Genomic DNA, 24522 nt, shown 5'->3' with positions numbered 1-24522 from the left:
TGTATGCTTACATGAGGAGCCGATAATGAGAAACCCGACCTTTATTACCGATGAGGATCGCTGGCAGGCCGTGCTGGCCCGCGATCCGCGCGCTGACGAGCGGTTTGTCTTCGCCGTGCAGACGACGGGAATTTTCTGCCGTCCGTCATGCCGTGCCCGCCACGCGCTGCGTAAAAACGTCCGCTTTTATCCCGATGCCCACCACGCCGTACAGGCAGGGTTTCGCCCGTGCAAGCGCTGCATGCCGGACAAACGCGATCCGCAGGAGCAGAAGCTGGCAAAAGTGGAACACGCCTGCCGTCTTCTGGAGCAGGATCCCACGCTAACCCTGGAGGGGCTGGCGCAGCAGGTCGCCATGAGTCCTTTCCATTTCCACCGTCTGTTTAAGTCCGTGACCGGCATGACGCCAAAAGCCTGGCAGCAGGCGGCGCGAGGCCAGCGACTGCGCACCGCGCTTGCACAGGGAGACAAAATTACCGACGCCGTGCTGGCAGCGGGGTTTCCCGACAGCAGCAGCTATTATCGTAAAGCCAACGATGCGCTGGGCATGACGGCGAAGCAGTACCGCAAAGGGGATGTGGCGGTGCGTTATGCCATCAGCGACTGTTCGTTAGGACGCTGTCTGGTGGCAGAAAGCGAGCGGGGGATCTGCGCGATCCTGCTGGGTGACAGCGATGCGGAATTAACCGAAGAGCTTGCCGCGCAATTTCCAAAAGCAGCACATGCGCCGCTGGAAGAGGATTTCGCGCAGCGGGTCCAGCAGGTGATTGTCAGTATTGATAATCGCGACGTACCGCTTGCGCTGCCGCTGGATATTCGCGGAACCGCGTTCCAGCAGCGCGTCTGGCAGGCCCTTCGCAACATTCCCTGCGGCGAAACGGCAAGTTACCGGCAGGTGGCGCAGGCGATTGGCCAGCCCAGTGCGGTACGCGCCGTTGCCGGAGCCTGTGCGGCAAACACGCTGGCGATTGTGATCCCCTGTCATCGCGTGGTTCGTAACGACGGCGCGCTGTCGGGTTACCGTTGGGGGACGGCGCGAAAAGCGCTATTACTGAAACGCGAGGCGAAACGCCAGGAGGGATAATGCTCGATCTTTTTGCGGATGCTGAACCCTGGCAGGAGCCGCTTGCGCCGGGAGCTGTGATCCTGCGCCGCTTTGCGCTCTCCCGTGCGGCGGCGTTGCTGGCCGGTATCGACGAGGTGACGGCGGTTTCGCCGTTTCGCCATATGGTGACGCCGGGCGGCTACACCATGTCGGTGGCCATGGCCAACTGCGGGGAACTGGGCTGGGCGACGAACGAGCGGGGCTATCTGTATGCCCCGAACGATCCCGCTACCGGCCAGCCGTGGCCCCCGATGCCCGCGGTTTTTCAGGCTCTCTGCCACGAGGCCGCCGTAGCAGCGCAGTATCCTGACTTCCGGCCGGATGCCTGCCTGATCAACCGCTACGCCGTTGGCGCGAAGCTCTCGCTGCATCAGGACAAGGATGAACCCGATCTGCGCGCGCCTATCGTCTCGGTATCGTTAGGTTTGCCTGCCGTCTTCCAGTTTGGGGGATTACGCCGCAACGACCCGCTCAAGCGCATAATGCTGGAACATGGCGATGTGGTGGTGTGGGGCAGGGAGTCGCGGCTGTATTATCACGGCATTCAGCCGCTGAAACCCGGGGTTCACCCGCTCACGGGCGAGTACCGTTATAACCTGACCTTTCGTCAGGCGGGGCACAGTAAACTAAAATAAGAATTATTCTTGATGTACACGCAGGGCAGTTTACACTGCTGGCTGATTTTTATTGTCCGGATTGCCTGCATGCAACTACTTCTCCTCGTCTGGCGCCAGTATCGCTGGCCTTTCATCGCAGTAATGGCGTTAAGCCTCGCCAGCGCCGCGCTGGGTATTGGCCTGATCGCGTTTATCAACGTGCGGTTGATTGAAATGGTCGATACCTCGCTCTCCGTTCTGCCGGAGTTTCTCGGCCTGCTGCTCCTGTTGATGGCGGTTACGCTCGGTTCCCAGCTGGCGCTGACCGCGCTCGGGCACCATTTCGTTTTCCGTTTGCGCAGTGAGTTTATCAAGCGGATCCTCGATACTCAGGTTGAGCGCGTTGAGCAGCTCGGCAGCGCATCCCTGCTGGCGGGGCTGACCAGCGACGTGCGCGCCATCACCATCGCGTTCGTTCGGCTGCCGGAGCTGGTGCAGGGGATCGTTCTGACCTTTGGCTCGGCTGCCTATCTCGCCTGGCTCTCCAGCAAAATGCTGGCGGTGACCGCCCTGTGGATTGCCATTACCATCTGGGGCGGCTTTATGCTGGTGTCGCGCGTCTATAAACACATGGCGGTGCTGCGCGAAACCGAAGATAAGCTCTACAACGATTACCAGACGGTGCTGGAAGGGCGCAAAGAGCTCACCCTGAACCGCGAGCGCGCCGAGCATATCTTTAATCATCTCTATATCCCGGACGCGCGCGAATACCGTCATCATATTATTCGCGCCGATACCTTCCACCTGAGCGCGGTGAACTGGTCAAACATCATGATGCTGGGTGCCATTGGCCTGGTATTCTGGATGGCGAACGGCCTGGGCTGGGCTGACACCAACGTCGCGGCAACCTACTCGCTGACGCTGCTGTTTTTACGCACGCCGCTGCTCTCGGCGGTCGGTGCGTTGCCCACCCTGCTGAGTGCGCAGGTGGCCTTTAATAAGCTCAAAAAATTCGATCTCGCGCCGTTTAAAGCCGAATTCCCGCGCCCGCAGACCTTCCCGAACTGGCAGACGCTGGAGCTGCGTAACGTCACGTTTCGCTATCAGGACAGCGCCTTCTCCGTGGGGCCGGTCAACCTGACGCTCCGCCGCGGTGAACTGCTGTTCCTCATCGGCGGCAACGGCAGCGGTAAATCTACGCTGGCGATGCTGCTGACCGGACTCTATCAGCCGCAGTCGGGCGAGATTTTGCTGGACGGCAGGGCGCTGAGCGCGGAGAAGCCCGAGGATTACCGCAAGCTTTTCTCGGCGGTGTTCACCGACGTCTGGCTGTTTGACCAACTGCTGGGGCCGGAAGGGCAACCGGCCAATCCTGCGCTGGTGGAAAAATGGCTGGCGCAGCTGCAGATGTCGCACAAGCTGGAGTTACAGGACGGGAAGATCCTCAACCTGAAGCTGTCCAAAGGGCAGAAAAAGCGCGTGGCGCTGCTGCTGGCGCTGGCGGAAGAGCGTGACATCATCCTGCTGGACGAGTGGGCGGCCGATCAGGACCCGCATTTCCGCCGCGAGTTTTATCAGGTGCTGCTGCCGCTGATGCAGGAGATGGGCAAAACCATTTTCGCCATCAGCCACGACGATCACTACTTCATTCATGCTGACCGCCTGCTGGAGATGCGTGACGGCAAGCTGAGCGAGCTGACCGGTGAAGAGCGCGATGCGGCCTCGCGTGACGCGGTAGCGCGCACGGCCTGATGCCCTTACCCTGGCCCTCTCCCACTGGGAGAGGGGATAAATCGTTGCCGCGATGCCGCTTTTTTCTCCATCCCGTCCCGTTGTTTATTCTTATTTACATATCCCCGCGCTATGCTTAACCCCAACTCATTTAATGGATTTATGATTGATGTCGGTATTAAAGAAAAACAGCGCCAGACAGCGTGACCAGGAGCGCGCGCGACTCATCTGGCTTCTCACGACCGATAAAGCGGTCACTTCTACGCTTTTAGGCAAACTCACCCTGGCTGAGCAATATGATGTCGGCACCCTGGCCGACGATATTGCTGAGGTAGGTGCGCTGGTTGCTCATTTACCCCCGCCGGATCTGGCGGATACCCTTGAAGCGCTTCCCTCGGAAGAACGCCACGCCCTGTGGCGTCTGGTGCAGGATCACGAGCGCGGGCAGGTGCTGCTTGAGGCCTCCGAAAACGTCTGGGACGACCTGATCGACGAGATGAGCGACCGGGATATTCTCGACGCTCTGCAAACCCTGGATATCGACGAGCAGATTTACCTCGTTCAGCACCTGCCGCGAAACCTGACCGGTCGCCTGCTGGCGTCGCTGCCTGCCGATGAACGCGCGCGCGTGCGCCAGGTGATGCACTACGAGAAAAACAGCGTCGGCGCGATCATGGAGTTCGGCGTTATCACGGTGCGACCGGACGTCACGCTCGGTACCGTGCAGCGCTATCTGCGTCGCCTGGGCAAAATGCCGGACAACACCGATAAACTGTTTGTCACTTCCCGGGATAAAACCCTGCTCGGCGAGCTGGAGCTGAAAACCATCCTGCTCAACAGCACCCAGCGGAAGGTGAGCGAGGTGATGGAAAACGAGCCGATGGTCTTCTCTCCGGAAGACGACGCGGAAAAAGCGGCGCGTACCTTCGAGCGTGACGACCTGGTGAGTGCTGCCGTCGTGGATTCCGTCGGCAAACTGATGGGGCGTCTGACCATCGATGAGATCGTTGATGTGGTCTATGAAGAAACAGACAACGACCTGCGCGCGCTCGGCGGGATCAGCGCCGAAGATGACGTCCATGCCTCTGTCGGCAAGGCGGTGAAAACGCGCTGGGCGTGGCTGGCTATTAACCTGTGCACCGCGTTTATCGCCTCACGGGTGATTGACGGGTTTGAACACACCATTTCGCAGCTGGTGGCGCTGGCCTCGCTGATGCCGATTGTGGCCGGAATTGGCGGCAACACCGGAAACCAGACCATCACCATGATCGTCCGCGCGCTGGCGCTGGAAAATATTCAGCCCGGTAACTTCGCCTTTCTGATCTTCAGGGAGATGGGCGTGGCGCTGATCAACGGCCTGGTGTGGGGCGGGATTATGGGCGGCATCACCTGGTGGCTGTACGACGATATGGCCCTGGGTGGGGTGATGATGCTGGCGATGGTGCTGAACATGCTGGTGGCATCAATGATGGGGGTCATTATCCCGCTGACGATGACCAAACTGGGGCGCGACCCCGCGGTGGGGTCGAGCGTGATGATCACCGCCATCACTGATACCGGCGGTTTCTTTATTTTTCTTGGGCTGGCGACGATTTTTCTGCTTTAAGTCGACGCTTAATGCGGGCGGGGAGGAGTGCCATGACGATAATCCCGCCCAGCACGCCAATCGCCAGATTGCCGGTTGATACCGTGGCGGCAACGGTGACCAGCATGACGACCGTTTCTGCTATCGGGGCCGTTTTCACCGTGGCTGGCTGAAGGCTGTGCCAGCTGAAGGTTTTGACGGCGACAATCGCCATAATACCCGCCAGCACCGCCATCGGGATGTTGTCCATCACGTCGCTGAGCGCCGTCACCAGGATCAGCAGCACAATGCCCGCCGCAAAGGTTGAAATGCGGCTTCGACCTTTCCCCATCTCCACGTTGACGATGGTTTGTCCGATCATCGCGCAGCCTGCAATCCCGCCATAAAATCCGGCCAGAATATTGCCGACGCCTAGTCCAATGCTTTCGCGGCGTTTACCTGACGGTGTCGAGGTCAGCTCATCCACCAGCTTTGCCGTCAGCAGGGATTCCAGCAGGCCGACAAACGCGATGCTCAGCGCGCACGGCCAGATAATGCTCAGCGTCTGCACATTGAGCGGGACCAGCAGCTCGGTAAGACCCGGCAAACCTCCGCTCATGGAGCCTTCATCGCCCACGGTCGGCAGGATTTGACCGGTTGAAACGGTGAACAAGGTAAGCACAACAATCGCAATCAGCGGGGAAGGGATGCTTTTGATATAGCGCGGCACCCACAGCACGATCAGCAGCGTCAGGACGAACAGGCCCACAATCAGCGGGCTTCGGCTCCAGAAATGCGGCACCTGAGCGAAGAAGATCAAAATGCCCAGGGCGTTAACAAATCCGGTCATGACCGACTGAGGTATAAAGCGCATCAGCCTTGCCATGCCCAGCACGCCAAACAGAATCTGAATCACGCCCGCCATCAGCACGGCGGGAAGTATGTACTGTACGCCGTGCTGATGCACCATCGGGCCAATGACCAGCGCCACGGAACCGGCCGCTGCCGTGACCATCGCCGGACGGCCCCCGAGTACAGACAGGGCAAGACACAGCACCACGGAGGCGATCAGGCTGACCTTCGGGTCAACGCCCGCCACAACCGAAAATGAGATAACCTCGGGGATCAGCGCCAGGGCGGTAATCACGCCAGCCAGCGTTTCACGCGTCAGCCGCTTTGGGGAACGCAGCACGTTGGCTACGCGGTCTTCGGGGGATACAGCAGAATGGGGTAGGGACATAACAGTTCGCTGGTTAGGGCAGGCTTCCGTGCGCGCGATCACAAAACGCAACATACTAGCCAGTAAAACCGCGCTTTACCAGACGCATCGATAATTCCTCACAAACAATCCATCATTAAATTTCACAATTACAATAATTTCGTAACCTTTAAACAATATTTAAAAGTTGTTACCGTGCCCCCGCAGCTTTTTTCACCTGCAATTTCCACGCATCAAGCACTTTTACACTAAGGCATAAATTATGAAAAAAATGACTGCCATGCTCTTTTCTCTGGCCGTGGGGCTTAACACCGTCTCCATGGCGGCGAAAGCTGACGCACCAAAAGAGCAGGAAACGGACGTCCTTTTAATTGGTGGCGGTATCATGAGCGCCACGCTGGGAACCTATCTGCAAGAACTGCAGCCGGACTGGTCTATGACCATGGTCGAGCGCCTTGATGGCGTGGCGCAGGAGAGTTCGAACGGATGGAATAACGCCGGTACCGGACATTCGGCACTCATGGAACTGAACTATACGCCGCAGAAAAAGGACGGTTCCATTAGTATCGAGAAGGCGGTAGAGATCAACGAAGCATTCCAGGTTTCTCGCCAGTTCTGGTCTCATCAGGTCAACAGCGGCGTGATGCACGACCCGCACTCCTTCATCAACACCGTGCCGCACATGAGCTTTGTGTGGGGTGAGCAGAACGTCAACTTCCTGCGCGCGCGCTACGCCGCTCTGCAGCAGAGCACGCTGTTCCGCGGGATGAAATACTCTGAAGACCACGCGCAGATTAAAGAGTGGGCTCCGCTGGTCATGGAAGGTCGTGACCCGAACCAGAAAGTGGCGGCGACCCGTACCGAAATTGGTACCGACGTTAACTACGGTGAAATTACCCGTCAGCTGGTGACGTCTCTGAAGAAAAAAGAGAACTTCAACCTGCAGCTCAGCACCGAAGTGCGCGGCTTCAAGCGCAACGCGGATAACAGCTGGAGCGTGACCGTCGCCGATCTGAAAAACAACGAAGCCGAGCACGTCATCAAGGCGAAGTTTGTCTTTATCGGTGCGGGCGGCGCGGCGCTGAAGCTGCTGCAGGAGTCCGGTATTCCTGAAGCGGACGACTACGCGGGCTTCCCGGTGGGCGGCCAGTTCCTGGTGTCCGATAACCCGGAAGTGGTGAATCGTCATCTGGCAAAAGTGTACGGCCAGGCTTCCGTTGGCGCACCGCCGATGTCTGTTCCGCACATCGACACCCGTATGCTTGACGGCAAACGCGTGGTGCTGTTTGGGCCGTTCGCGACCTTCTCCACGAAGTTCCTGAAAAATGGCTCCCTGTGGGATCTGCTCAGCGCCACGACCACCTCTAACGTCAAGCCGATGATGGACGTGGGTCTGGATAACTTCGACCTGGTGAAATACCTGATTAGCCAGGTGATGCTCTCTGACGACGACCGTTTCGAGGCGCTGAAAGAGTACTATCCGCAGGCGAAGAAAGAAGACTGGCGTCTGTGGCAGGCGGGTCAGCGCGTACAGATCATCAAGCGCGATCCGAAAGAGGGTGGCGTGCTGCGTCTGGGTACCGAAGTGGTAAGCGATAAGGATGGCACCATTGCCGCGCTGCTGGGTGCGTCACCGGGCGCGTCTACCGCTGCGCCAATCATGCTGCACCTGATGGAAAAAGTGTTTAAAGACAAAGTCGCCAGCCCGGAATGGCAGGCGAAGCTGAAAACCATTATTCCATCCTACGGCACGAAGCTGAACGGCAACGTGAGCGCGACGGAGCAGGAGCTGGAATACACCAGCCGCGTACTGCAGCTGCAGTACATCAAGCCACAGGCTGCGGATGCTGCGCCAAAAGCGGAGCTGAAGCCTCAGCCGGAAAACAAACCGGTTGCGGATATCGCGCTGTAAGGTAAAAGCAAAACGGTAACATCCGTTACCGTTTTTAGTGTTTTCTCCCTCTCCCGGTGGGAGAGAGTTGGGGTGAGGGCACCAGAGCGCACCCTTTCCTGGTCGGGTAAGGCGAAGCCGCCACCCGACTTAATTTCAACGTACTACGGCTTGTCCGATGTTCTCATCTGCCTTCCAGATGCGATACTTCACTTCCACGTTTTCAGGCGTATACACCACGATCGGCAGCTTGCTGTTGTAGCGCAACAGACTGTTGTCGCCCAGATACGCCGTTACAAATTTCTTCTCTTTCTTGCCGTCCGGGCAGGCCATCATGGTGGAAACCGGAGAGGTCACTTTGTCAAAGACGTAATAGTCGTAACCCCAGCCTTCCAGGGTTTTGCTTTCCAGCTGACCGCCCAGACGGTGCTGGTTGCAGTCCACTTCCAGCGTCTTGCCAATTAACAGCTCCACTTTAAAGTTCGCTTCATCCTGCTGAACCGGCAGCTGAATCACCTGACGCTTCATCCCTTTGTCCGCCTGCGGGTACGGAGCCACTTTTTCCAGCGGCTGCTGTTTTGGGGTTTCGCTGGCGAAAGCGCTGCTGCTGACGCACGCGGCGGCGATGAGGGCGATGGCAAATTTAGGTGCGTTTTTCATTGTCATTCCTTTATGTCAAAACGATCTTGCGCAGGTTAACATAACAACGATGAATGATTGGTGTTATTTACTTACATTTTCACTATGGGTAGCGTTATGCGCTTTTAATTTACCTGTTTAGTGGTTGTTTATGCTGGTGTGGAGTCGGGTGCCAGTTCGTGTTATTTTAGACCCTATATATTGTTATTCATCTGTAAAAGGGAAGAGAGATGGTTCGTGCAAAACTGAAAACGCCTGAAGGCCGCAAGTTCCTCATGGCGCTGCTGGTCGTATTTATGATTGCCGCCGCGTGCGTGGGGCGGGCAACCATTGTTGGCGTTATCGAACAGTACAATATTCCCCTCTCAGCCTGGACAACCAGCATGTATGTCCTGCAGTCGGCGATGATCTTCGTCTACAGCCTGGTGTTCACCGTTCTGCTGGCCATCCCGCTGGGCATTTTCTTCCTGGGCGGACGTGAGAAGCATTAAGCGTCGACCTGCGATAACTAAGCCATCCTGCCGGATGGCTTTTTTTATGGTCTCATCCCACTCTCCTCAGGTTTTTTTAATCCGCGATATCCTATCCTGTAAGCATTCAGGCAACTGTTTTTAAAGCAGGAGCGGTAGATGCGTTCCAGATTTCCAGTGCTCAGCCAGATCCCCCAAGGCGTCTGGGTTGTGGGAGGCGTCAGTATGTTGATGGATATCTCGTCAGAGAGTATTCACAGCCTGCTGCCACTTTTTATGATGACCACCCTCGGTACGAGCGTGCTGTTTATCGGCCTGATTGAAGGGCTGGCGGAGGCCACTGCGCTTTTTATTAAGGTCTTTTCGGGGGCGATAAGCGACTACCTGGGTCAACGTAAGGGGCTGGCCCTGCTAGGGTATGGTCTGGGGGCGCTAAGCAAACCCCTTTTCGCATTAGCGTCATCTTCCGGGATGGTTTTAGGCGCACGTCTCATAGACCGTACGGGGAAGGGGATACGGGGCGCACCGCGGGATGCGCTGGTTGCAGACGTCACGCCGCCGGAAATGCGTGGTGCGGCATATGGTCTGCGTCAGTCAATGGATACCACAGGCGCATTTCTTGGCCCATTACTGGCCGTAAGCTTAATGCTGTTGCTGGACAACGACTTTCGCACTGTTTTCTGGATAGCCCTTATCCCCGGTCTGCTTTCAGTTGCCTTGCTCTATTTTGGCCTTCAGGAGCCGAAAACTCCCCTCGAACATAAACGCACAAACCCCATTAAACGAGAGAATTTAAGGCGGCTGGGTAAAGCGTGCTGGTGGGTGATTGGCCTTGGTGCAGTGTTCACGCTTGCCCGGTTTAGCGAGGCTTTTCTCGTCCTTCGTGCGCAGCAGTCGGGCGTTCCTCTGGCCCTTATTCCGCTGGTGATGGTGGTCATGAACGTACTCTATTCCCTTTCCGCTTACCCTTTTGGCAAACTTTCTGATGGCATGAGCCACACCCGGCTTCTGCAGTGGGGGCTAATGGTGCTGATTGGTGCAGATATTGTTCTGGCGCTGAGCAGCCACTGGATGGGGGTCATTTTAGGCGTCGCGCTTTGGGGAATACATATGGGTATGACCCAGGGACTACTGGCGGCAATGATCGCTAAAACCGCACCGCCCGATCTGCGCGGTACGGCTTTCGGTATTTTTAGTCTGGTCAGCGGCGTGGGATTATTAATCGCCAGCGTGGGAGCCGGCGCGATATGGGAAACGTTTGGCGCGGAATATACGTTTTATGCCGGAGCGGTGATTTGTCTGACTACGCTTGTGTATCTGCGCAAAACGCCGGACGAGGCGAAATAAAAAAACCAGCCATCAGGCTGGTTTTCAATATGTTTTTGGTCGGCACGAGAGGATTTGAACCTCCGACCCCCGACACCCCATGACGGTGCGCTACCAGGCTGCGCTACGTGCCGACGCATAAAAAGAATACTACTCGATTCCGTTTTGAATGCAAGGGAATCTGTCGCTAACTGGTTTATTATTAATCAGTTAGCGATGAAGCGCTTCTCATCCGTCAGGACCTGAAGCAGCAGGCTCAGCTGCGGTTTCTGGTCTTTCAACCGTTCGCCCTGCAGATTATACGTCTGATAATTCCCGTTGCTGTTCAGCACCAGCGTCAGCTTCGGCGTGGTCACCACCAGCGTATTATTCCCCGCCGCCGTCACCCAGCTGTGGCGGCGCGCGGCGCTGAAGAGATCCTGACCTTGCGAATACTCGTTTGCTGGCGTGCTGACGTGCAGCAGGCGTTGCATCAGGGTGGTCATCACATCTTTATGCTCGGTGAGCATATTGATGCGCTGCGCCGGGGTGCCTGGCCAGTGGATCACCAGCGGAACCTGCAGATTCGGGCGAGACCAGCTCATACTCTTCGTCTCGTCACCTAGCGGGATGCCATGGCCCGCGGTCACGATCACCACGGTATTGTCCAGCTTGCCCGACTCGCGAAGCGCGTCAAGCACGCGGCCTATCTGCGCATCAACATCGCCAGCCGCGCGACCGTAGCGGCGCGCAAAGTCACTCTTATTGCTGTTGGCAAGCGTTGTGCCGTTAAAGGCAACCCATGAGAACCAGCGGTTATCTTCCTGGGCGTAGCGCTGCAGCCAGTTTATCCACTGGCTGGCGGTCTGCGCGTCGGACTGATTTTGTGCCGTCGGCAGTGAGAAATCGGACAGCAGCGCCTGGCGGTAGAGCGGGCTGTTAAAGCCATCGGAGGAGAACAACCCTAGCTGATAGCCTTGCTGATTCAGCCCGGTGATCAGCGCCGCAGGCGTGCGGGTAGACAGTACGCCGTCCATGTAGCCGGCTGAAATGCCATAGAAGAGGCCAAAGATGCCCGCATCGGTTGTGTTACCGGAGCTCATATGCTGAGTAAACGAGACGTTCTGACTCGCGAAAGCGGCCAGCGCAGGCATCTGCTTCTCGAAACGGGAATAGTTCAGGCCATCGACGGTGATCAGCAGGACGTTTTGCCCGCGCCCCATATCGCGGTAGTTCAGGTCGCTCAGAGGATACTGAACGCTGACGGCTTCCGGGTTGCCCTGCTCGATAAGACGGCGCTGGTACTCTTGCGCATCAAGCAGACCGTGTTTCTCGAGGAAGCGACGGGCCGTCATCGGGTACGAGAGCGGCAGGTTCGCGCGCTGCATGGTAATAGGGCGATAGAAGTTCGCATCCGCCCAGATATACATGATGTGCGAACTGATAAAGGAGACGAAAAAGAGCGCGGCGACGGGCTTCGCATAATGGCGTCGCCGGGTCAGACTGCGGAGTTTTTGCCAGCTCCAGGTGGCGAACAGCATCTCAATCAGCAGGATCACAGGGACGCTGATAAACATCAGCTGCCAGTCACGGGCCGTTTCGTTCTGGTCGGGGTTAATCACCAGTTCCCAGACGATGGGGTTGAGGTGCAGGTGGAAGCGGGTGAACACTTCACTGTCGATAAGCAGCAGCGTCATCCCCACCGTCGCAAGGATGGCGGACAAGAACCGCATCAGACGCTGCGACATGACGATAAACGTCAAGGGGAACAGGATCAGCAGATAGGTGGCGAAAACCAAAAAGCTAAAGTGACCGACAACGCTTATCCAGGAGTAGATACGCCCGGTTAGCGTTGTTGGCCAGTCTGCGACAAACAGATAACGGCAGCCAATGACCGTCGCCAGCAGAATGTTGAACAGGGCAAACCAGTGCCCCCAGCTGACCATCTGGGAGACTTTTTCACGGTAGCGCTGACGATTCGTCACCATAAACTGTTGTTCGTATCCCTTAATGGGCCGGGTCGTTGCTGACGGACGACTGTAAAGCCTGGGCGAACGATTTTGCGATCGCCTGACGCTGAGCCGGAGCAACGCTGGTGTTAATCAGGTTGGTGACCATATTTCCCAAAACCATCAGGGAGAGATCGGTCGGCGTTTTATGTTTTTCCAGTACGTTGACCAGCTCACTGAGCAGTTGTTCAACGTGTTCATCACTGTAGCGGGAATGTTGTGGCATAAATCAAAATCAGTTTGTTGATGAAAGGGCAACATATTACCGTAGCAACAGCTTTTTTTCCCCTTTTTTATCTGTTGTTGCACACATGTCCTGGTGGTGGTTGAATACCGCCCGGTCTAAAAGGAGAGTTTATCATGAGTCTGGAAATCAACCAGATTGCCTTGCACCAGCTTATCAAGCGTGATGAGCAAACCCTTGAAGTGGTGCTGCGCGATTCGTTACTGGAACCCACGGCGACCGTGGTGGAGATGATGGCAGAGCTGCATCGCGTCTACAGTGCCAAAAATAAAGCCTATGGCCTGTTCAGCGAAGAGAGTGAACTGGCCGATAGCCTGCGCCTGCAGCGTCAGGGCGAAGAGGATTTCCTGGCGTTTAGCCGCGCCGCCACCGGGCGTCTGCGCGACGAGCTGGCGAAATATCCGTTCGCCGACGGCGGGATCGTGCTGTTCTGCCACTATCGCTACCTGGCGGTCGAGTATCTGCTGGTTACCGTGCTGAATAACTTAAGCAGCATGCGCGTGAACGAGCAGCTGGATATCAGCTCAACGCATTATCTGGATATCAACCATGCGGATATCGTGGCGCGTATTGATTTAACCGAATGGGAAACTAACCCGGAGTCGACCCGCTACCTGACTTTCCTGAAAGGGCGCGTGGGCCGCAAAGTGGCGGATTTCTTTATGGATTTCCTCGGTGCCAGCGAAGGTCTTAACGCCAAAGCGCAGAACAAAGGGCTGCTCCAGGCGGTTGACGACTTCACGGCTGAAGCGCAGCTCGATAAATCTGAGCGCCAGACCGTGCGCCAGCAGGTTTACAGCTACTGCAACGAACAGCTGCAGGCAGGGGAGGAGATCGAGCTGGAGTCCCTGTCAAAAGAGCTGGCGGGCGTCAGCGAAGTCAGCTTCCAGGAATTCACCGCGGAGAAAGGCTATGAGCTTGAAGAGAGCTTCCCGGCGGATCGCAGTACGCTGCGTCAGTTAACCAAGTTTGCCGGCAGCGGCGGTGGGTTAACCATCAACTTTGACGCGATGTTGCTGGGTGAGCGCATCTTCTGGGATCCGGCCACCGATACGCTGACCATTAAAGGTACGCCGCCGAACCTGCGCGATCAGCTTCAGCGCCGCACCTCGGGCGGGAAATAACAGCCATAAAAAAACCCCGCAGAAGCGGGGTTTTTTTTCGACGTGTTTGCGATTACGCGCGAACGAAGTCGATGTGAGTCAGTTTTGGCTTGAACGCGTGACGCTGAACAGCCTGAACTTTCACTTTTTCTTCTTTACCGCCAACAACGATGGTCAGAACTTCGCTGTAGAATTCAGCTTTGGTCTGCAGGTTCCACAGTTTGTCGTGATCCAGTTCGATTGCAACTGGAGCAGCTTCGCCACCGTAAACGATAGCCGGGAACTTGTTAGCGTTACGCAGGCGGCGGCTCGCACCCTTACCCTGCACGTTACGTACTTCTGCTTCGATAGTGAACATTGATTTCTCTCTGTATTTAAAACCCTGCTACAGGCGACCCAGCAGCAGGTGAGTGTTCTGCCTCACGGATGTGAAGCGGGCGGCATTTTATACTCAAATGCCCCTCACATCAATGAAAAGTCCCGCTAACCGCGCAATTCGTTGGCGCGACGGAAGCGACCTTCGTAGTCAAAGAGCTTCTCGCGCACCTGCCAGAACTGGCCTTTCTTACGGGCGACGACAAAATCCGGATGGCGTAATAACACCTGCTGGCGCACGATATCGGCGACGGTTATCCAGCGCAGGGGCACGCCCGGCGTGCGGGTATGCGGGCGGATAAACAGCTGTTCGAAGGCCATTCGCTGGGCAGGCGTCTGAACCCGGAAGCGCTCGCTGACGTCCGCCCCGTCTTCGTCGTAATAGGTGATTTTCAACCACTCGCCTTTTTCATCGGCGCCGGGCTGCAGTGCCATGCCGGAACAGCGCAGCACCAGGGCATCTTTCAGCTTTAGCGCCGCTTTCAGCATGTCGTCCGGGTCAACCAGCACCGTGTCGCATTCCCGGCAGAGGCGGGCGGCAATGTCGTTTTCGGCGTTGCACTGCGGGCAGTTTTTGAACCGAAAGCGGAAATCGCACTGCTCGCGATGCCCGTCATCATCTTCAAACCAGCCCTGACAGCGGCGGCCAAAGTGTTCGATCAGCGTACCGTCGGCGGTGGTTTTTCCCCAGAAGGTGTTGGCAAAACCGCAGGCAGGGCAAAAGACCTGCACGGGCACGTTGTCGCTTTTTCCTTTTGGCGCGCCGACCTCAGGCGTATAGAGATCGTGCGGGTTACCTGCATAATCCAGAATCAGGCAGTCGGTTTTTCCCGGGGCCAGGCGCAGGCCGCGGCCAACAATTTGTTGATACAGACTGACCGATTCGGTCGGGCGCAAAATGGCGATCAGGTCGACGTGCGGGGCGTCAAAGCCGGTGGTCAATACCGACACGTTTACCAGATAGCGGAACCGCTGGGCTTTAAAGGCGTCAATCAGGCCGTCGCGCTCCGGACCAGGCGTTTCGCCGGTGATTAACGCCGCGTCGCCGGCGGGCAGTAGTCCGGTGATTTCTCGCGCGTGCTCAACCGTGGCGGCAAAGATCATCACCCCTTTGCGCGTCGCGGCGAACTCCTCAATCTGGCTGATGATATGCGGCGTAATACGCTTCTGCTTTTTCAGCTCCTGGTTGAGATCCGCTTCGCTGAATAAGCCGTTGCTCTGCGCCTGCAGACGGCTGAAATCGTACTGCACCACCGGCATATCCAGCCGTTCAGGCGGCGTCAGGTAGCCATGTTTAATCATGTAGCGCAGCGGAAGTTCGTAAATGCAGTCGCTAAACAGGGCCTTCTCATCGCCGCGCACCATGCCGTGATAATGGTAGCGATAGATCCAGCCTTTCCCCAGGCGAAACGGGGTCGCCGTCAGGCCCAGCAGACGCAGGTGAGGGTTCACCGCTTTCAGGTGAGCCAGGATTTGCTGATACTGGCTGTCGTCGTCATCGCTGATGCGGTGACACTCGTCAACAATCAGCAGCGAAAATTCGCTGCGAAACAGCTCCATATTGCGCGCCACCGACTGCACGCTGCCGAAGACCACTTTGCCGTGGCTCTCTTTGCGCTTTAGCCCGGCGGCGAAAATATCGGCTTCCAGCCCAAGCGCACAATACTTGGCATGGTTTTGCGCGACGAGCTCTTTGACGTGTGCCAGCACCAGCACGCGACCACGGGCCAGACGCGCCAGTTCGGCGATGACCAGGCTTTTGCCTGCGCCGGTCGGGAGCACAATCGCCGCCGGCTCGCGATGTTTACGGAACCAGGCGAGGGTGGCGTCAACGGCTTCCTGCTGATAGGGACGAAGTGTAAAAGTCATAGGGTCTCGGTTTCGTTATTCCGCACATATACCCGTCATACTTCAAGTTGCCTGTGCGTTGGCTGCACTCGTTCACCCCGGTCACTTACTTATGTAAGCTCCCGGGGATTCACTCCTTTGCCGCCTTCATGCAACTCGAATTATTTAGGGTATAGATAGTATGCCACGAAACTTTTTCCCTTGAGTGACGCAACCAGACCATTATACTGAACCGTTCCAGACTGCTTCTTTTTTCGGACCTGTTGTCCGACTTCCAGCACCATTAAGGCTAAAAAGATTTCATGCGACTTGATAAGTTTATCGCTCAGCAACTCGGCGTAAGCCGCGCTATTGCCGGGCGCGAAATTCGCGCCAGCCGCGTTACCGTGGATGGCGACATTGTGAGAGACAGCGCGTTCAAACTGCAACCTGACCATCAGGTGGAGTATGACGGCAATCCGCTGACCCAGCAGCACGGTCCGCGCTACTTCATGCTCAATAAGCCGGAAGGCTACGTCTGCTCAACGGACGATCCCGATCACCCGACGGTGCTCTATTTCCTCGACGAACCGGTGGCGCACAAGCTGCACGCCGCAGGCCGCCTCGACATCGACACCACGGGTCTGGTGCTGATGACCGACGACGGGCAGTGGTCGCATCGCATTACTTCCCCGCGTCACCACTGCGAGAAAACCTATCTGGTCACGCTGGAGTCGCCGGTGTCGGATGACACGGCAGAGCAATTCACGAAAGGCGTTCAGCTGCATAATGAAAAAGATCTGACCAAACCCGCCGTGCTTGAGGTGATCGCGCCGACGGAGGTCCGTCTGACCATCAGCGAAGGGCGCTACCATCAGGTGAAACGTATGTTTGCCGCGGTGGGGAACCACGTTGTTGGCCTGCATCGTGAGCGGATTGGTGCGATCGAACTCGATCCCGACCTGGCGCCAGGCGAATATCGCCCGTTAACGGAAGAAGAGATCGCCAGCGTCGGTCTGCCTTCGCACTAATTTCAGGAGAGCTCTGTGACCACCAGGCCACACTCGTCGTTCAAAATCGTCTTCATTCTTGGCCTGCTGGCCATGCTGATGCCGCTGTCTATTGATATGTACCTGCCCGCGCTGCCGGTCATTTCCGCGCAGTTTGGCGTTCCGGCGGGCAGCGCGCAGATGACGCTCAGCACCTATATTCTCGGCTTTGCCCTCGGCCAGCTGTTTTATGGCCCGATGGCGGACAGCCTTGGACGCAAGCCCGTTATTCTGGGCGGGACGCTGGTCTTTGCAGCCGCAGCGGTGGCCTGTGCGCTGGCGCAGACCATCGATCATCTGATTATCATGCGCTTCTTCCACGGTCTGGCGGCGGCTGCGGCAAGCGTGGTGATTAACGCCCTGATGCGCGATATCTACCCGAAGGAAGAGTTCTCCCGCATGATGTCGTTCGTGATGCTGGTGACGACGATTGCGCCGCTGGTGGCCCCGATGGCCGGTGGTGCGGTGCTGGTGTGGTTTAGCTGGCATGTGATTTTCTGGATCCTGGCCCTGGCCGCGCTGCTGGCCTCGGCGATGATCTTCTTCTTTATTGATGAAACGCTTCCCGTCGAGCGCCGTCAGAAATTCCACATCCGAACCACAATAGGCAACTTTGCCTCGCTGTTTCGCCACAAGCGCGTGCTCAGCTACATGCTGGCAAGCGGGTTCAGCTTCGCCGGGATGTTCTCCTTCCTGAGCGCCGGGCCGTTTGTCTACATCGAGCTGAACCACGTTTCGCCGCAGCACTTCGGCTACTATTTCGCGCTTAACATCGTCTTCCTGTTCATCATGACCATCATCAACAGCCGTTTTGTACGGCGGGTGGGGGCGCTGAACATGTTCCGCGCCGGGCTGTGGATCCAGTTTGTGATGGCTATCTGGCTGGTGGTGAGCGCGTTTCTGGGCGTGGGCTTCTGGGCGCTGGTGGTCGGCGTGGCGGCCTTTGTCGGCTGCGTGTCGATGGTGTCATCTAATGCGATGGCGGTGATCCTGGATGAGTTTCCGCATATGGCGGGCACCGCCTCTTCCCTGGCGGGGACGTTCCGCTTCGGCATCGGCGCTATCGTTGGAGCGTTGCTTTCAATGGCTACCTTTACGACGGCATGGCCCATGCTGTGGGCGATGGCTTTTTGCGCAACCAGCTCGATACTTTTCTATCTTTACGCCAGTCGAACGCGAAAAGCGGCCCACTAAAATACAGAGAAGGCCCGGCAGGGCCTTTTTTGTTGATGCATATCAACCAAACCCCCGTTCGTTTATTCCGTGTTTGTTTATTTTATGTAAAATCTATTTGTGTAAAAAGTCACATCATTGTATTCAAAAAGGTTGAGTTAGATCGCAGAAACGGGTACATATAGCGCCGACGCAAGCCTGGATATCGATAAAAAAGCGCTGAATAGTGCAGGCTGGCGATGATGTGTTACTATAAATGTAAATAAATTGTGAAGTAAATTTTGCTTCCGGGGAACGAACGTGAATACATTACAACTCTCCATTGTCCATCGCTTGCCCCAGAGCTATCGCTGGTCGGCGGGTTTTGCAGGTTCGAAAGTTGAACCGATTCCGCAAAGCGTCGCGGGCTGTGAAAACTGCCTGGTGGCACTCAAGCTGCTGAGCCCGAGCGACGAAAATGCATGGCGGGTGATGGAGCGTCTCAGTCAGGCCCTGACGGATATCGAAGTGGACAGCTCCGTGCTGGAGTGTGAAGGTGAGCCGTGCCTGTTCGTGAAGAGCCAGGACGAGTTTGCCGCCACCTGCCGTCTGAAGAATTTTGGCGTTGCCATCGCGGAGCCTTTCTCCGGCCAGTACCCGTTCTGACCGCTAGTCTGCCGACAACAGCTGGCGCGTGTAGCGCTGCGTTGGCGCGCTAAATACGCGCTGGCACTCTCCCTGCTCGACCACTTCTCCCTGTCGCAACACAATCACCTGATGGCATAGCGCCCGCACCACCTGTAGATCGTGGCTGATAAAGATATAGGCCAGCCGGTGCTTTTCCTGAAGCCCTTTCAGCAGCGCCAGGATCTGCGCCTGAACGGTTCTGTCCAGCGACGACGTCGGTTCATCCAGAATAATCAGCTCCGGCTTCAGGATCAGCGCGCGGGCAATGGCGATACGCTGGCGCTGCCCGCCGGAGAATTCAGCCGGATAGCGGTGGCGCGTCCCGGCATCTAAGCCCACTTCGGCCATCACCCGCATAACTTCCTGCTCTCGCTGCTGAGCGCTCAGGCCGGGCTGATGCACGCGCAGACCCTCCTCGATAATCTGTAACACGCTGAGCCGGGGGTTAAGCGAGGAGTTGGGATCCTGAAACACCACCTGCATGCGGGGCCGCACGGGCAGCATCTGACGGCGGTTCCAGCGGTGCAGCGGCATATCGTCAAAGAGGATCTCGCCCTGGGAGGCAATTAAGCGCAGCAGCGCCAGACCGGTGGTACTTTTGCCGGAACCGGATTCGCCCACCAGCCCCAGAGATTCTCCCGGGCGCAGCGAGAAGCGGATGTTTTTCAGCACCGGATTCTGGTCGACGATGCGCCGCAGAATACCTTTGCGGATCGGGAACGAGACGGACAAATCCTCAACGCGCAGCAGCGGTGTGCTGTCAGCCGCGAGCGGAACCGGGTCGCCGGAGGGTTCGCTGTCGAGCAAACGCTGCGTATAGGGGTGCTGCGGCGCGCTCAGCAGCGTGGACGCGCTATTCTGTTCAACGCATCGTCCGTTTTGCATCACCGCGACGCTGTCGGCCAGCTTTCTCACAATGCTCAGGTTGTGCGTAATAAAAAGCAGGCTCATGTTCAGCTCGTCACGCAGTTCCCGCAGCAGCGTCAGTATTTGCGCCTGTACCGTCACGTCCAGCGCCGTTGTGGGCTCGTCGGCAATCAACAGCTCGGGTCGCGTGAGCAGGGCCATAGCGATCATCACGCGCTGTCGTTCGCCGCCGGAGAGCTGGTGCGGAAAATCATTCAGCCGTTTGGCCGCATTGCGTATGCCCGTTCGTTCCAGACAGTCCAGAATTTCTCCCCGCGCGGCCTCTTTGCGCATCCCCCGGTGCAGGGAGAGCACTTCATAGAGCTGTTTCTCGAGGCTATGCAGCGGGTTGAGGGAAACCATCGGCTCCTGGAAGATCATCGCGATTTTGTTGCCGCGAATGCCGCGCAGGGTATGTTCGTCGGCATGCAGCAGCGAGCTGCCGTGAAACAGAATATCCCCTTGCGGGTAGCTCACCGGTGGGGACGGCAACAGGCGCAGGATGGAGAGTGCCGAAACGCTCTTGCCTGAACCCGACTCGCCCACCAGGGCCAGCGTTTCCCCGGTCTGGATCTGCAGCGACAGGTCGGTGACCACGGTGCGCGTCTCGTCCTGCTTAGAAAAAGCAATCGACAGGTTATCAATACTGAGAAGAGGCTGGGTCATTTTATACCGCCTTGTTCGGATCGAAGGCATCGCGCACGGCTTCGCCAATAAAAATCAGCAGCGACAGCAGCACGGCCACGGAAAGAAAGGCGGCGATGCCTAACCACGGCGCCTGCAGGTTGTTCTTACCCTGCAGCAGCAGTTCGCCGAGCGACGGGGAACCCAGCGGTAGCCCGAAACCAAGAAAATCCAGTGAGGTGAGGGTGGTGATCGAGCTGCACAGAATAAACGGCAGGAAGGTGAGCGTTGCCACGACCGCGTTGGGCAGCATGTGGCGGAAGATGATCCCCCGGTCGCTCACGCCAAGCGCCTGCGCGGCGCGAATGTAGTCGAAATTGCGGGTGCGCAGGAACTCCGCGCGCACCACGCCCACCAGCGCCATCCAGCCGAACAGGACGGTGATGCCTAACAGCCACCAGAAGCCGGGCTGCACCACGCTGGAAAGCAGGATGATCAGAAACAGCGTTGGCATGCCTGACCAGACTTCAATAACCCGCTGACCCCACAGGTCGATTTTCCCGCCGTAGTAGCCCTGAACGGCGCCCGCCACGACGCCCATTACGCTTGAGAAGATCGTCAGCATCAGCCCAAAGATAAGAGAAATTCGCGTGCCATACAGGATGCGCGCCAGCACGTCGCCGCCGTTAGCATCCGTTCCCAGCCAGTTCTGCGCGGAGGGCGGGGAAGGGAAGGGCGTCGTGGTGGCGAAGTTAATGCTGTTTGCGCCAAAGCGTACCGGCGCCCAGAGCGCCCAGCCGTGCTGCTCAATCTGCTGGCGAAGCCACGGATCCTGATACTCCGCCGGTGTCGCAAACGGGCCGCCAAAGTCGCTTTCGCTGTAACTGGCGATAACCGGCACGTACCAGCGGTCGTTAAAATGCACCAGCAACGGCTTGTCGTTGGCGATCAGCTCCGAACACATGCTTAAGGCAAACAGCACGGCAAAAATCCACAGCGACCAGTAGCCGCGGCGGTTGTGGCGAAAGCGGGCCCAGCGGGCTTGGTTGACGGGGCTTAAACGCGGCATCAGCGGCCCTCAAAATCAATTCGGGGATCGACCAGCGTATAGCTGATATCACTGATGATATTCAGCAGCAGGCCAATCAGGGTGAAAATATAGAGTGTGCCAAACATCACCGGATAATCGCGCGATACGGTAGCCTCATAGCCCAGCAGCCCCAGGCCGTTGAGCGAGAACATCACCTCTATCAGCAGCGAGCCGGTAAAAAACATGCCGATGAACGTGGCCGGAAATCCGGCGATCACCAGCAGCATGGCGTTGCGGAACACGTGTTTCCACATGATCTGCTTCTCGCTTACGCCCTTGGCGCGGGCAGTCACGACGTACTGCTTACGAATTTCATCGAGAAAGGCGTTTTTGGTCAACATGGTCAGGGCCGCAAACCCGCCGATGACCGTGGCCAGCACCGGCAGCGTGATATGCCAGAGATAGTCAGTGATTTTCTGATACCACGGCAGGGAGCTGAAATCGGCGGAGACCAGCCCCCGCAGCGGGAAGAGGTCGAAATAGCTTCCCCCGGCAAAAAAGACAATCAGCAGGACGGCAAACAGAAACGCCGGGATGGCGTAGCCGATGATGATAAACGTGCTGCTCCAGATATCAAACCGGCTGCCGTTATACACCGCTTTGCGGATCCCAAGCGGTATAGAGACCAGATAGATAATCAGCGTTCCCCACAGCCCGAGCGTTATCGAAACCGGCAGGCTTTGCTTGATCAACGTTAACACTGACGCACTGCGAAACAGGCTATCGCCAAAATCAAAGCGGATGTAATCCCAGAGCATCTTGAAATAGCGCTCGTGAATCGGTTTGTCAAAGCCGTAGCGGTGGGTGATCTCGGCGATCACCTCCGGATCCAGCCCGCGTCCGCCGCGATAATGGCTTTCGCTGATATTCCCTACGCCGGTTCGCGCATGGCTCGCGCCCATCCCTTCACCGCCGCCGCCGGGCATGCCGCCGCTGTTGCCAAATTCAATGGCGGCAATCGCCTGATCGACCGGGCCGCCGGGGGCGATTTGCACGATAAAAAAGTTAATCGTGATGATGGCCCACAGGGTGGGGATGACCAGCAGGAGACGACGGAGAAGATAGGCACCCATGATGATTCCTTATCGCCGCTCAGCGGGAAGTCTGGCGGCTTTGTTAACGTCATACCACCAGGTATCAAAGCCCAGGGAGTAGACAGGGCGCACGACAGGCACGGAGAACTTGTCCCAGCGCGCAAGGCGATCTTCGCCCATATACCACATCGGCAGCATGTAGTAGTTCCAGGTCAGGACCCTGTCGAGGGCGCGCCCGAGCGGCAGGAGCTTTTCTTTATCCCCCTGCGCCGCCACTATTTTCGCAATCAGCGCGTCAATCGCCGGGCTTTTTACACCTGGCGCATTGTATGAGGAGTCAATGTAGCTGGAGGCCCAGGAGATTTGCAGGTCGGAGCTGGGCCACGGCTGCGCGGGCCACAGACGCTGCATCATGTCGTAATCACGGCTGCGCATGCGGCTGGTGATCTGCGCGTTATCGACCTGGCGAATGTTCATGGTCACGCCCAGCCGCTCAAGGTTGTGCTTAAACGGCAGTACCCACTGATCGTTGCCCCCGGACGAGAGCAGCAGCTCAAAGCTGAGAGGCTTACCCGTTTTGGCATCGACACGCTTTTGATTTTTCAGGTGCCAGCCCGCGTCATCCAGCAGTTTGCTGGCTTTCAGCAGGTTGTCGCGGTCGTAACCGTCACCGTCCGACGCGGGTGGCTGAAACACGGTGGTGAACACCTGCGGCGGCAGCTCCGCTTTCAGAGGCGCCAGCAGTGCCAGCTCGTCGGCTTTCGGGTAATCGCGCGCGGCGTATTCCGTGTTCTGAAAATAGCTGTTGGCACGGCTGTAAGCCCCGTAAAACAGCGCCTTGTTCATCCACTCAAAATCAAAGGCCAGGGAAATGGCTTCGCGCACCCGGCGGTCATTAAATACCGGACGCTGAATATTAAACGCCAGCCAGCGGGTGTCCTGGGCAGACTCATTTTTGTGCTCGTCTTTGACGATATAGCCTTTGGCGAAATTTTTTCCGATATAGCGGGTCGCCCAGTTTTTGGCGCTGCTCTCGACGCGTAAATCGAAAGCGCCGGCTTTGAACGCTTCAAACGCCACGTTATCGTCGAGGTAGTAATCATAGCGAAGGGTGTCGAAATTCCAGCGCCCGCGGTTTACCGGCAGGTCTGCCGCCCAGTAGTCTTTCACGCGAGAGTAAACAACATATTGCCCCATGCGCCAGTCGGTGATGCGGTATGGGCCGCCTGCCAGCGGCGGCGTGGAAAGCGGGTCGCTTAGCTTATGATTTTTCCAGAACGATTCAGGCATCACCGGCAGCGAGAACAGGCTAAGCATGTTCTCTTTGTTCGGTTCGCTCAGTTCGATGCGCACGGTGAGCGGCGCAATGGCTCTGACGGAAGCCCCTTTATACACGATGCGGAACTGGGGAACGCCTTCGGTCATGAATTTATGGAAGGTGAACGCGACGTCGCTGGCCTTCACCGGCGTACCGTCGTGAAAACGCGCTCGCGGATTCAGCGAAATTTCCGCCCAGGCGAAGTTATCGGCGTAACGCACGTTCTCGGCAATCAGCGGATAATAGCTGCCGGGCTCATCATCCGAGGTGACGAAGAGCGTATCGTAAAGCGATTCCGTTCGCGCGGCCGCCACACCGCGCAGGGCGAAGCGGTTGAAGTTGTCGAATGTTCCCGTGGCGGAAAGCGTGACCTTTCCGCCCTTCGGCGCGGCAGGGTTAACGTAATCGAAGTGCGTAAAATTGACCGCATATTTCGGCTCGCCAATCACCGCGAAGGCGATATTTTCTTTGATGGCCTGCGCCTGGCTGGACAGGCTCGTTAGTGCCAACATCAGCAACATGAAGCGCATAAGCATCTCGCGGCGGCTCCCTCTTTTACAGACCGGCTCGGTTAAGCTGAATAA

Annotated in this window: 21 protein-coding genes and 1 tRNA gene; 11 read left to right on the top strand and 11 right to left on the bottom strand. The window is 57.3% G+C overall.

Annotated features, from left to right (window positions below):
- The first annotated feature begins 25 nt into the window (after positions 1-25).
- The 4 genes from ada to mgtE all read left to right on the top strand — a co-directional run bounded on the left by ada (position 26) and on the right by mgtE (position 5038).
- A complete protein-coding gene (gene ada / locus HB664_RS18325; protein ID WP_219939957.1) occupies positions 26-1084 on the top strand; it encodes a bifunctional DNA-binding transcriptional regulator/O6-methylguanine-DNA methyltransferase Ada in 1059 nt (352 codons plus the stop codon).
- Positions 1084-1740 (top strand): DNA oxidative demethylase AlkB, encoded by a 657-nt coding sequence (gene alkB / locus HB664_RS18320; RefSeq protein WP_094934220.1) that lies wholly within the window; start codon positions 1084-1086, stop codon positions 1738-1740. Before ada ends, alkB begins: the two co-directional genes overlap by 1 nt.
- A gap of 69 nt (positions 1741-1809) precedes the next feature.
- Entirely contained in the window at positions 1810-3453 is a 1644-nt protein-coding gene (locus HB664_RS18315; protein WP_182383820.1) for a multidrug ABC transporter permease/ATP-binding protein, read from the top strand.
- Between the two features lie 148 nt (positions 3454-3601).
- Positions 3602-5038 carry a magnesium transporter gene (gene mgtE, locus HB664_RS18310; RefSeq protein ID WP_219939956.1) on the top strand — a complete coding sequence of 479 codons (1437 nt, stop codon included), beginning with the start codon at positions 3602-3604 and terminating at the stop codon, positions 5036-5038.
- Here mgtE and HB664_RS18305 read toward each other — a convergent pair.
- The gene (locus tag HB664_RS18305) at positions 5001-6290 is read right to left on the bottom strand and encodes a SulP family inorganic anion transporter (protein WP_219939955.1); all 1290 of its coding nucleotides are present in this window, start codon (positions 6288-6290) and stop codon (positions 5001-5003) included. The genes mgtE and HB664_RS18305 overlap by 38 nt on opposite strands.
- Positions 6291-6477: 187 nt before the next feature.
- Here HB664_RS18305 and mqo point away from each other — a divergent pair, with 187 nt between their 5' ends.
- Positions 6478-8127: a malate dehydrogenase (quinone) gene (gene mqo, locus HB664_RS18300; RefSeq protein ID WP_032646585.1), complete on the top strand. Its 1650-nt coding sequence runs from the start codon at positions 6478-6480 to the stop codon at positions 8125-8127.
- A gap of 135 nt (positions 8128-8262) precedes the next feature.
- Here the strand turns inward: mqo and eco are convergent, their stop codons facing one another.
- Complete coding sequence (gene eco / locus HB664_RS18295) at positions 8263-8766, bottom strand: serine protease inhibitor ecotin (RefSeq protein WP_033146052.1); 504 nt, start codon at positions 8764-8766, stop codon at positions 8263-8265.
- A gap of 209 nt (positions 8767-8975) precedes the next feature.
- On the opposite strand from eco, the gene HB664_RS18290 reads away from it, so the two are divergent.
- Both HB664_RS18290 and HB664_RS18285 read left to right on the top strand, forming a co-directional pair.
- Positions 8976-9236 carry a DUF2534 family protein gene (locus HB664_RS18290; protein WP_182930992.1) on the top strand — a complete coding sequence of 87 codons (261 nt, stop codon included), beginning with the start codon at positions 8976-8978 and terminating at the stop codon, positions 9234-9236.
- 138 nt (positions 9237-9374) lie between these two features.
- The gene (locus HB664_RS18285; protein ID WP_219939954.1) at positions 9375-10562 is read left to right on the top strand and encodes an MFS transporter; all 1188 of its coding nucleotides are present in this window, start codon (positions 9375-9377) and stop codon (positions 10560-10562) included.
- A 36-nt stretch (positions 10563-10598) separates the two neighbouring features.
- Here the strand turns inward: HB664_RS18285 and HB664_RS18280 are convergent.
- From HB664_RS18280 to HB664_RS18270, 3 genes are all read right to left on the bottom strand, one after another.
- A tRNA-Pro gene (locus tag HB664_RS18280) sits at positions 10599-10675 on the bottom strand.
- A 72-nt stretch (positions 10676-10747) separates the two neighbouring features.
- On the bottom strand, positions 10748-12508 hold the full coding sequence (gene yejM, locus HB664_RS18275) for an LPS biosynthesis-modulating metalloenzyme YejM (protein ID WP_047060568.1): 1761 nt from the start codon (positions 12506-12508) through the stop codon (positions 10748-10750).
- Positions 12509-12527: 19 nt separating this feature from the next.
- Entirely contained in the window at positions 12528-12755 is a 228-nt protein-coding gene (locus HB664_RS18270) for a YejL family protein (RefSeq protein ID WP_008500958.1), read from the bottom strand.
- Positions 12756-12889: 134 nt separating this feature from the next.
- Here HB664_RS18270 and yejK point away from each other — a divergent pair, with 134 nt between their 5' ends.
- Positions 12890-13897 carry a nucleoid-associated protein YejK gene (gene yejK / locus HB664_RS18265; protein ID WP_008500957.1) on the top strand — a complete coding sequence of 336 codons (1008 nt, stop codon included), beginning with the start codon at positions 12890-12892 and terminating at the stop codon, positions 13895-13897.
- Positions 13898-13949: 52 nt separating this feature from the next.
- On the opposite strand, the gene rplY is transcribed toward yejK, so the two are convergent.
- Entirely contained in the window at positions 13950-14234 is a 285-nt protein-coding gene (rplY, locus tag HB664_RS18260; RefSeq protein WP_023312497.1) for a 50S ribosomal protein L25, read from the bottom strand.
- Between the two features lie 125 nt (positions 14235-14359).
- The gene (locus HB664_RS18255; protein WP_219939953.1) at positions 14360-16120 is read right to left on the bottom strand and encodes a DEAD/DEAH box helicase; all 1761 of its coding nucleotides are present in this window, start codon (positions 16118-16120) and stop codon (positions 14360-14362) included.
- A gap of 281 nt (positions 16121-16401) precedes the next feature.
- Between HB664_RS18255 and rsuA the strand changes: the two genes are divergently transcribed.
- The 3 genes from rsuA to HB664_RS18240 all read left to right on the top strand — a co-directional run bounded on the left by rsuA (position 16402) and on the right by HB664_RS18240 (position 18945).
- Positions 16402-17109 carry a 16S rRNA pseudouridine(516) synthase RsuA gene (gene rsuA / locus HB664_RS18250; protein ID WP_045354252.1) on the top strand — a complete coding sequence of 236 codons (708 nt, stop codon included), beginning with the start codon at positions 16402-16404 and terminating at the stop codon, positions 17107-17109.
- Positions 17110-17124: 15 nt separating this feature from the next.
- Positions 17125-18321 carry a Bcr/CflA family multidrug efflux MFS transporter gene (locus tag HB664_RS18245; protein ID WP_219939952.1) on the top strand — a complete coding sequence of 399 codons (1197 nt, stop codon included), beginning with the start codon at positions 17125-17127 and terminating at the stop codon, positions 18319-18321.
- A gap of 279 nt (positions 18322-18600) precedes the next feature.
- A complete protein-coding gene (locus HB664_RS18240) occupies positions 18601-18945 on the top strand; it encodes a YejG family protein (protein WP_028013883.1) in 345 nt (114 codons plus the stop codon).
- A 3-nt stretch (positions 18946-18948) separates the two neighbouring features.
- Here the strand turns inward: HB664_RS18240 and yejF are convergent, their stop codons facing one another.
- Genes yejF through HB664_RS18220 form a run of 4 tightly spaced genes read right to left on the bottom strand, consistent with a single transcriptional unit; the run spans position 18949 to position 24474 of the window.
- Positions 18949-20538, bottom strand: a complete 1590-nt coding sequence (gene yejF, locus HB664_RS18235) for a microcin C ABC transporter ATP-binding protein YejF (protein WP_217071588.1) — start codon at positions 20536-20538, stop codon at positions 18949-18951.
- A gap of 1 nt (position 20539) precedes the next feature.
- Positions 20540-21565 (bottom strand): ABC transporter permease, encoded by a 1026-nt coding sequence (locus HB664_RS18230; RefSeq protein WP_219939951.1) that lies wholly within the window; start codon positions 21563-21565, stop codon positions 20540-20542.
- Entirely contained in the window at positions 21565-22659 is a 1095-nt protein-coding gene (locus HB664_RS18225) for a microcin C ABC transporter permease YejB (RefSeq protein ID WP_024908182.1), read from the bottom strand. Before HB664_RS18225 ends, HB664_RS18230 begins: the two co-directional genes overlap by 1 nt.
- Positions 22660-22668: 9 nt before the next feature.
- Positions 22669-24474: an extracellular solute-binding protein gene (locus HB664_RS18220; RefSeq protein WP_219939950.1), complete on the bottom strand. Its 1806-nt coding sequence runs from the start codon at positions 24472-24474 to the stop codon at positions 22669-22671.
- Positions 24475-24522 lie beyond the last annotated feature (48 nt).

The sequence above is a fragment of the Enterobacter sp. DNB-S2 genome, from assembly GCF_019443845.1.
Classification (GTDB): domain Bacteria; phylum Pseudomonadota; class Gammaproteobacteria; order Enterobacterales; family Enterobacteriaceae; genus Enterobacter; species Enterobacter asburiae_B.
Note: the sequence above shows the minus strand (reverse complement) of the source record. Positions and strands in the feature narration are given on the sequence as shown.